7 protein-coding genes are annotated in these 8,171 nt (G+C 70.6%); 3 read left to right on the top strand and 4 right to left on the bottom strand.

The window, feature by feature from the left end; all coding sequences use genetic code 11:
• Window positions 1-19 precede the first annotated feature (19 nt).
• Genes OG788_RS44700 through OG788_RS44690 form a run of 3 tightly spaced genes read left to right on the top strand, consistent with a single transcriptional unit; the run spans window position 20 to window position 2,600 of the window.
• Complete coding sequence (locus OG788_RS44700) at window positions 20-478, top strand: allene oxide cyclase barrel-like domain-containing protein (protein WP_351556875.1); 459 nt, start codon at window positions 20-22, stop codon at window positions 476-478.
• Between the two features lie 31 nt (window positions 479-509).
• On the top strand, window positions 510-1,535 hold the full coding sequence (locus tag OG788_RS44695; RefSeq protein WP_351556872.1) for a 3-oxoacyl-ACP synthase III family protein: 1,026 nt from the start codon (window positions 510-512) through the stop codon (window positions 1,533-1,535).
• Window positions 1,536-1,571: 36 nt separating this feature from the next.
• Window positions 1,572-2,600 carry an LLM class flavin-dependent oxidoreductase gene (locus OG788_RS44690; RefSeq protein ID WP_406376593.1) on the top strand — a complete coding sequence of 343 codons (1,029 nt, stop codon included), beginning with the start codon at window positions 1,572-1,574 and terminating at the stop codon, window positions 2,598-2,600.
• An 86-nt stretch (window positions 2,601-2,686) separates the two neighbouring features.
• Here OG788_RS44690 and OG788_RS44685 read toward each other — a convergent pair whose 3' ends face one another.
• The 4 genes from OG788_RS44685 to OG788_RS44670 are packed head-to-tail and all read right to left on the bottom strand — an operon-like array spanning window position 2,687 to window position 7,967.
• Window positions 2,687-4,531 (bottom strand): dipeptide ABC transporter ATP-binding protein, encoded by a 1,845-nt coding sequence (locus tag OG788_RS44685; protein WP_406376592.1) that lies wholly within the window; start codon window positions 4,529-4,531, stop codon window positions 2,687-2,689.
• Window positions 4,518-5,396 (bottom strand): ABC transporter permease, encoded by an 879-nt coding sequence (locus tag OG788_RS44680; RefSeq protein WP_406376590.1) that lies wholly within the window; start codon window positions 5,394-5,396, stop codon window positions 4,518-4,520. The genes OG788_RS44685 and OG788_RS44680 overlap by 14 nt, the downstream gene beginning before the upstream one ends.
• Window positions 5,393-6,331 carry an ABC transporter permease gene (locus OG788_RS44675; protein ID WP_406376589.1) on the bottom strand — a complete coding sequence of 313 codons (939 nt, stop codon included), beginning with the start codon at window positions 6,329-6,331 and terminating at the stop codon, window positions 5,393-5,395. The genes OG788_RS44680 and OG788_RS44675 overlap by 4 nt, the downstream gene beginning before the upstream one ends.
• Window position 6,332: 1 nt before the next feature.
• A complete protein-coding gene (locus OG788_RS44670) occupies window positions 6,333-7,967 on the bottom strand; it encodes an ABC transporter substrate-binding protein (protein WP_406376588.1) in 1,635 nt (544 codons plus the stop codon).
• Window positions 7,968-8,171: the final 204 nt, after the last annotated feature.

Below are 8,171 nucleotides of genomic sequence, written 5' to 3'. Positions count from 1 at the left end.
AACCCAGAGAAGAGGGATCATGGCAGTTCAGACGAAGGATCTCATCGTCATCGGCCCGCTGACGGAGGTCACGCAGGAGCTGAAGATGGTCAACAGCGTCGACCAGGACGCGGTCGAGGGCGGCGACTACAACAGCGTGAAGATCGGCGACTTCGGCACGTACTTCGACCACCTGATCGATGCCGACGGGCAGAAGGTCGGCGAGGTGCTGGGCCGGGCCGAGGCGGTCTACCAGCGTGAGTCGGACGGGCACTTCTTCAGCTGGTACCGGGAGGAGATCACCCTGCCCGACGGCACCGCGCTGTACGAGGGGCCGCTGGACACGACGCAGGCGATCCAGGGCGGCATCACCCGCGCTCCGATCATCGGCACGGGCGGTGCCTACAAGGGGCTGTTGGGGCTGCGCGAGGTGCGGGTGGCCAACGCCAAACTGCTCACCGACGTGAAGTTCGTCTTCTTCCCTGGCTACGAGGCCTGACCGACCGGACGGACAAGGAGGCGACAGGGACGTGGACACGCATCTGCTGGGTGTGGGGACTGCACTGCCCGGGCCCCCGCTGGACAACGCCGTGCTCGCTCGGCTGTTCCAAGTGGGCGAGGCATGGGAGCAGTGGGTCGAGGCGTTCATCGGCACCGCAACGCGGCATCTGTCGGTGAACCTCGAGACGGGGGAGGTCGACCAGTGGCTGGCCGACCTCGGGGCGACGGCCGGGGCGCGGGCCCTGGCCTCGGCCGGGGTCGAGCCGGGCGACGTCGACCTGGTCGTGATGGGCACCTCCTCGCCCGACCAGCTGATGCCGGCCACCGTCAATGTGATCGCCGACCGGCTGGGCATCGACGGCGTGCCCAGCTTCCAGCTCCAGTCAGGCTGCTCGGGCGCCCTTCAGGCGCTCGACGTGGCCCGGCAGTTGCTGCTCGCGGGCCGGCACGAGACGGCGCTGGTGCTGGGCGGAGATGTGTGCGCCAAGCACTACGACCTGTCGGTCGACCCGCGAACGCTCGACCCTGCCGAACTGGTCAATGCCGTGATGTTCGGCGACGGGGCGGGCGCGGTCGTACTCGGCCGTACCCCGGGCGCGGACTCCGTGGTTCTGCGCGAGGTCCGGGTCCGGCTGGCCGGCCGCGGCCGCCCCTCGGGGCACATGGTGGACTGGTTCGGCGTGGCCGACCGCCACCGGCTGCGGACCGGGACGACCGAGGACTACAAGGCCATCGAGGAGCTCGTACCGGTGCTGGCCGTGGACGTCCTGGGGGAACTCCTGGACGACTTGGGGTGGAAGCGCGACGACCTGGACTATCTGCTCCCTCCGCAGTTGTCGGGGCGGATGACGGCACGGATCGTCGAGGCCATGGACGCACCCGGGGCAGCCGAGATCAGTGTCGTCCGCGACATCGGAAACACGGGCAACGCCCTGCCGTTCTTCCAACTCGAGCGACTGCTACCGCGTATGACATCACGTCAGCGTGCGGTGGCGGTCGCTGTGGAGTCCAGCAAGTGGATCAAGTCCGGTTTTGCGCTGGAGAAGTTGTCTTGAGCCGCTGAACAATCGATCGCAGAAGGACAATCCCTGATGAGCGAGTTGAATCGCATCCGGTATTCGGTGCTCGACATAGCGCCTGTGATGTCCGGCTCCACCAGTGCGCAGGCCCTGCGCAACACTCTCGACCTGGCCCGGCGCGCGGAGGAGTTCGGATTTCACCGCTACTGGCTCGCCGAGCACCACAACACCGGGAGCATCGCCAGCTCCTCCCCAGCTGTTCTCGCGGGGCAGGTCGCCGCGTCCACCGCGTCGATCAGGGTGGGCTCGGGCGGAGTGATGCTGCCGAACCACCAGCCGCTGGTGGTGGCGGAGCAGTTCGGGACGCTGGCGGCACTCCATCCGGGCCGGATCGACCTCGGCCTGGGCCGGGCACCCGGCGGCGACCCGTTGACAGCGCAAGCGCTGCGCCGTGATCCGCTGAACGGCGTGGATTTCCCCGAGCAGGTGCGGGAGATCCTCGGCTACGCCACCGGGGAGAACCCCATCACCGCGAACCCGGTGCCGGACGAGTGGCCGCCGGTGTGGATCCTCGGCTCGGGCGGCGGGGGTCCGCGGACCGCCGGCGAGCTGGGTCTGCCGTTCGCGTCGGCGCACCACTTCACTCCGCAGAACACCGTGCCCGGTCTCCAGCTGTACCGCAGGTCGTTCCGGCCGTCGCGGTGGCTCCAGGAGGCATACGCCGTCGTGGCGGCCGTGGTGGTCCTGGCGGACACCGACGCCGAGGCGCAGCGGCTGGCCGCATCCCTGGAGATCGCGCATCTGAAGATGCTGCGGGGCAAGCTCGGCCCGTACGTCAGCCCGGAGGAGGCGGACCGGGAGCCCTTCACCGCTGCGGAGCGCCAGATGGCGAAGGACTCGTTCGTGCCGCAGTTCGTCGGCGGTCCGGAGACCGTCCAGCGGTCGCTGGGGGCACTGGTGCGGGCCTCCGGTGCCGACGAGATCATGGCCCTGACGATCGTGCACGACCACGCGGCGCGGGTGCGTTCGTACGAGCTGCTGGCGCAGGTGTGCGAGTCGCTGCCGCTCTCCCCGGAGTCGGCGGTGGCCGGGGCGGAGTAGCGGACGGCGCGCGCGGGTACGCCGAGGGCGGTGCCGTGGCCGGGGTTGTTCTCCGGTCGTGGCACCGCCCTTCGTGCTGGGGCCGCTCAACCGGCCAGCCCCTCCTCGGGGTTGGGGAGCGCGGCGAGCAGTTCACGTGTGTAGGGGTGCTCCGGCGCGGTGTACACGCGCTCCACGGGACCGTGTTCGACGACCTCGCCGTCACGCATGACGAGGACCCTGTCGCTGACATGGTGGACGACGCCGAGGTCGTGCGAGATGAACAGGCAGGCCAGGCCCATCCGTTCGCGGAGGTCGGTGAGGAGGTCGAGGATCTGTGCCTGGATGGAGACGTCGAGGGCGGAGACCGGCTCGTCGCAGATCAGTACGTCGGGTTGTGGTGCGAGGGCGCGGGCGATGGCCACCCGCTGGCGCTGGCCTCCGGAAAGCTGTGCGGGCCGGCGCCGGAGCAGGCCGGCGTCCAGCCCGACCATGTCGAGAAGTTCGGTGATGCGGTCCCGTCTGCGGCGCGCGGACCACCGGCCGGGGGCGCCCAACGCCTCGCCTACGACGCGTTCGACGGTGTAGCGGGGGTCGAATGCGCTGAGCGGGTCCTGGGGGACGAATTGCAGACGGTGGCGGTCCCGGCGGCGTGCGGACTCCCGTACTCCCGACCAAGGGCGGCCCTGGAGCCTGACCGTGCCGTGGTCCGGTCGCAGCAGGCCGAGGACGATCTGCGCGACGGTGCTCTTGCCGGAGCCCGACTCGCCGACCAGTCCCACGGTCTCCGCCCTGTTGAGGGTGAAGGACACCGAGCGGACGGCGGCGCGGAGTTCGCGGTCGGGGCCGCGGAACGACTTGCCGACTCCGTCGATCTCCAGCAGGACCTCACCGGGGGCGTTGGTGCGTCCGGTGTCCGTCCGGACGCGGGGCCGCCACTCCTGGTCCGTACGCAGACAGCGCGCCCGGTGGCCGCCGCCGACGGTGACGGGCGGCGGGTCCTCGGTCCGGCAGCGGTCGATCGCGAGCGAGCACCGGACGGCGTAGGAGCATCCGGGCCCGTCCTCGCCGGGTGCCTCGGGGCGGGCGGCCGCGAGGCGGGTGCCGCGGGTGTGGGCGGCGGGGACGGCCGCGAGCAGTTCCCGGGTGTACGGGTGCCGGGGCGCGCCCAGGACCTGCGCCGCTGGTCCCTCCTCGATGATCCGCCCGGCGTACATCACGGCGATGCGATCCGCCAGCCGCGCCACGACGGCGAGGTCGTGGCTGATCAGGAGGATGCCGGTGCCCTTGCGTTTCAGGTCGCCGAGCAGGTCGAGGATGTGCGCCTGCACGGTGACGTCGAGGGCGGTCGTCGGTTCGTCGGCGATGAGCAGTCCGGGTTCGGCGGCCAGGGCGGAGGCGATCAGGGCGCGCTGGCGCAGCCCGCCGGACAGCTGGAAGGGGTACTGGCGGGCGCGGATGTCGGGTTCGGGCACATGCACGTCGTCCAGCAGGGCGCGGACACGGGCGGCTGAGGTCTCCAGGCCGTGGCTGCGCAGGGGTTCGGTGATCTCGGCGCCGACCCGGCGCAGCGGGTCGAGGGAGGTGAGGGCGTCCTGGACGACGAGGCCGATGCGCCGGCCGCGGATCCGCCGCCAGTCGGCGGGGCGGAAGCCGGCCGCGTCCTCGCCCGCGACGGTGAAGGAGCCGGCGCGGACGTCGGCGCCGGGACCGGCGAGTCCGACCAGGGCGCGCGCGGTGACACTCTTCCCGGATCCGGACTCGCCGACGATGGCCAGGCATTCGTCGGCCGCCACCCGCAGGTCCACCCCCCGGACCGCCTCGACGGAGCCTGCCGGGCCGCGGAAGGCGACTGTCAGCCCGGTCACGGTGAGCAGGTCGTCGCGGGGGGCGGCCGACTGTCGGACGCCGCCGGGCGGCCGTTCCCCCACGGTGACGTCACGGTCGCGCATGTCGGTCCCTTCCGGCCAGGCGGCGCTGAAGATCGCGGCCGACCACGTTGACCGCGACGACGGTCGCGGTGACGGCGAGTCCGGGGAAGACGGCGACCGCCCAGGACACGCCGAGGAACTGTTGTCCCTGGGCGAGCATGGCTCCCCACTCGGCGGTGGGGGCGGCCGGTCCCAGACCGAGGAAACTGAGGGAGGCGCCCGCGATGATCGACACACCGACGTTGATGGTGGCGAGGACGAGCAGCGGTGGCAGCGCGTTGGGCAGCAGGTGCCGGAGGTAGGCGTCCAGCCGTCCCCGTCCGAAGGTGACGGTGGTACGGACATAGTCGGCGTCGCGGATCGCCAGTGCCTGGCCGCGTACCAGCCGGGCGAAGCCGGGGGCGGCGGACAGGCCGATGGCGATGAGCGAGTGGCCGGTCCCGGGGCCCAGCATGGCGACCACCAGCAGGGCCAGGAGCGTTCCGGGGAACGCGAGCAGCACGTCGGTGACCCGCATGAGGGCCTCGTCCACCCAGCGGCCACCGATGGAGGCCAGACCGCCGACGAACGCGCCCAGCCCGAGGGCGAGTGCCGTAGAGCCGACACCGACCGTGACCGATATGCGGGCGCCGTGGACCACACGGGTGTAGACGTCCCGGCCGAGCTGGTCGGTGCCGAACGGGTGTGCCGCGCCGGGTCCGTGCAGGGCCTGGGTGACGTGTGTGGCATCGGGGTCGCCGGAGGCGAGCAGGTGGGGCCACAGCGTGGCCACGGTGACCAGGGCGAGCACCAGCCAGCACAGGGCGAGGCCTGGTCGCAGTGCGCGCAGCCTCCGGTTTCGCGCGGGCGCGCCGAGCGCGGTGGGGGGCAAGGCCGTGGCGGTCATGGGGCGGTCTCCCTCAACCGGGGGTCGACCACGCGGTACAGCAGGTCGACGGCGATGTTGACGACGGTGAAGACCACGGCCGAGACGACGGCGATCCCGGTGACCAGTGGGAGGTCACGGCCGCTGATGGCGCTTGCCATGACCCGGCCGATGCCCTGCCTGCTGAAGATGGTCTCCACCAGGACCGAGCCGCCGAGGAGTGCGCCGACGACCCAGCCGGACAGGGTGATGACAGGCAGCAGGGCGTGGCGCAGGGCGTGGCGCAGCCGGACAGTGGTCTCGGTGCTGCCGCGGGCTCGTGAGCTGAGGACGAACGGTTCGGTGAGGACCTGGTCCAGGCCCTCACGCATGACTTGCGCGAACGTGCCCATGAGGCCCAGCGACAGGGTGACGGCGGGCAGCACCAGACCGGCGGGGCTGGTGCCGGACACGACCGGGAACAGGCCCAGCCGGAAGGAGAACACCGACAGCAGCAGGACTCCGACCCAGAAGCCCGGTGCTGAGATCATCAGGAGTTCCAGGCCGGCGCTGATCCGGCGCGGCACCGGATGCCCTGTGCCGGCGAAGGCGAGGACCAGTGCCCCGGCCAGGGCCAGCGTGAAGCCGGCCACGGTCAGTTGGACGGTGGGCCACAGCTGACTGCCGATCACTTCACCGACCCGTTGGTGGAGTTGGAAGGACTGGCCGAGGTCGCCGCGGGCCAGATGGCCGAGGTAGTCGGCGTACTGCACGGCGACGGGCCGGTCGTAGCCAAGTTCGCGGCGTGTCTGCGCGAGGATCTCCGCGCTGGGCGTGGAGCCGCCGAGCATCACCACCACGGGGTCCCCGGGGACCATGTGCAGCGCGGTGAAGGCGACGGTGGCGGCGCCCCAGACGACGAGGACCCCGGTGCACAGCCGGCGTACCAGCCAGCGCAGCAGCGGCAGGCGGGTCATGTCAGCCGAGCCACAGGTCGTAGAAGCGCAGCGTGGAGTCCGGGTTGAAGGTCACGCCGTGCACCTTCTTCTGCGCGGCCAGCAGGTTCGCCGGCACCAGGACGGGCACCTGGAGGCCGTGCCGCACGACGTACTGCTGTACCTCGGCGTAGTTCTTCGCACGGACCTTCCAGTCGGTGGTGGATGCGGCGCCGTCGAGCAGGCTGTCGAGCCGGCTGTTCTTGAGGCCGAAGATGTTGCCGCCGCCCTTCCGCAGGGTCGCGTAGGAGGCGAACGAGGAGCGCAGGATGTCGGGGTCGAGACGCTGGTTGCTGCCCGCCCAGATATCGAGGTTGCCGGAGAGGATGTTCTTGGCGAAGGTGCCGGTGTCCTCGGTCTCGTAGCGCAGGTCGAAGCCGGCCTTCTTGGCGTCGGCCTGGATGCCCTGGGCGACGGTGCCGCGCTGGTCGCGGTCGAGCTGGGCTCCGGTGCGCCAGTGCACGGTCAGCCGCTTTCCGTCCTTGGTGCGGTATCCCGCGGTGTCCCGGGTTGTCCAGCCGGCCTCGTCGAGCAGCCGTGCGGCCCGGGCGGTGTCCTTGCGCCAACTGTCTTCCAGGGAGGCGTCGTAGCCGCGGGTGACCGGGCTCAGCGGACTCCACGCCCGCTCGTACTGCCCGAAGTACACCGACTTCACCAGTCCGTCGAGGTCGAGAGAGTCCATGAACGCCAGCCGCACCCGCTCGTCGGTGAACGGACCGCGCGTCGAGTTGAGGCGCAGCCCGTACACCTGGCCCGGTGAGTCGGTCTTGTGGAAGGTGGCCGTGTCGGAGGACTCGAGCGTCTTGACGTTTGATGCGGGCACGTTCTCGATCACGTCGAGCTGGCCACTGGTGAGCGCGCCGAAGCGGGCGGTGTCATCGGCGACGAACTGATAGCGGATGCCGTCGAGATGAGCCGGCCCGGTGTGTGCGGTGCCCGGCGGGGCCCACTGGTAGGCGTCGTTGCGTTTGAGCACGAGTTCCTTGTTCGGTGTCCAGCTGGCGAAGCTGAACGGCCCGGTGCCGACGGGCTTCAGGCATGGCTTGCCCCGGAGTGAACCGGGCGCCTGGATGCCGAGGTACGGCGACCCCAGTGACGTCAGCAGTGCGGCGTCGGGCCGGGTGAGATCGACGCGGACGCTGCGGGACCCGAGCACGGTACTGCCCTTGTAGGCGGACAGCAGCGAAGCGGCGTTGAGGGACTTGGTCTTCGGGTCGACGGCGTGGTCGAGGGTCGCCTTGACGGCCTTGGCGGTGAAGGGAGTACCGTCCTGGAAGGTGACGCCCGCGCGCAGCTCGAACGTATAACTGCGGCCGTTTGCCGAGATCTTCCAGCCGCTGGCGAGCCAGGGGTCGGTGGTGCCGTCGGCGCCGACGGAGACCAGCGAGTCGAAGATGTTGCGGTCGATGAGCCCCGTCGCCGTGTCCGGCGCGAAACCCGGGTCCAGGCACTGGGGTTGCTGCACGGATCCGTAGCTGAGCGTCCCACCCCGTTGGGGCCGGCCGGCCGCCGAGGACTCCGATCCCCCGCCGTCACACGCCGTCACCCCCATGAGCAGTCCGAGCGCGACGACCGCGCCCGCCCCCCGTCGCAGTATTCGGGCCCGCACTCTGTTCACTCTGCTCCTCCTCGGCACGCCGCGCCGGAAATTGACGCCCTGACCATCACAGGAGAATGCATCGGGGTGTCCGAAGAGCACATCAGAACAATCACGTACGGAGATTCCATGGGTCATACCTGAGCGGGGCTTTAGCCATGCTTCAGTCGCTTCCCCATGGACCGCCGACAGTGATTCACGTGACCCTTAGTGGCTCTTTAGAGA

Origin of the sequence: Streptomyces sp. NBC_00647, assembly GCF_045207245.1 — a bacterium.
GTDB lineage: Bacteria > Actinomycetota > Actinomycetes > Streptomycetales > Streptomycetaceae > Streptomyces.
This window is presented reverse-complemented; position numbering and strand designations above follow the sequence as displayed.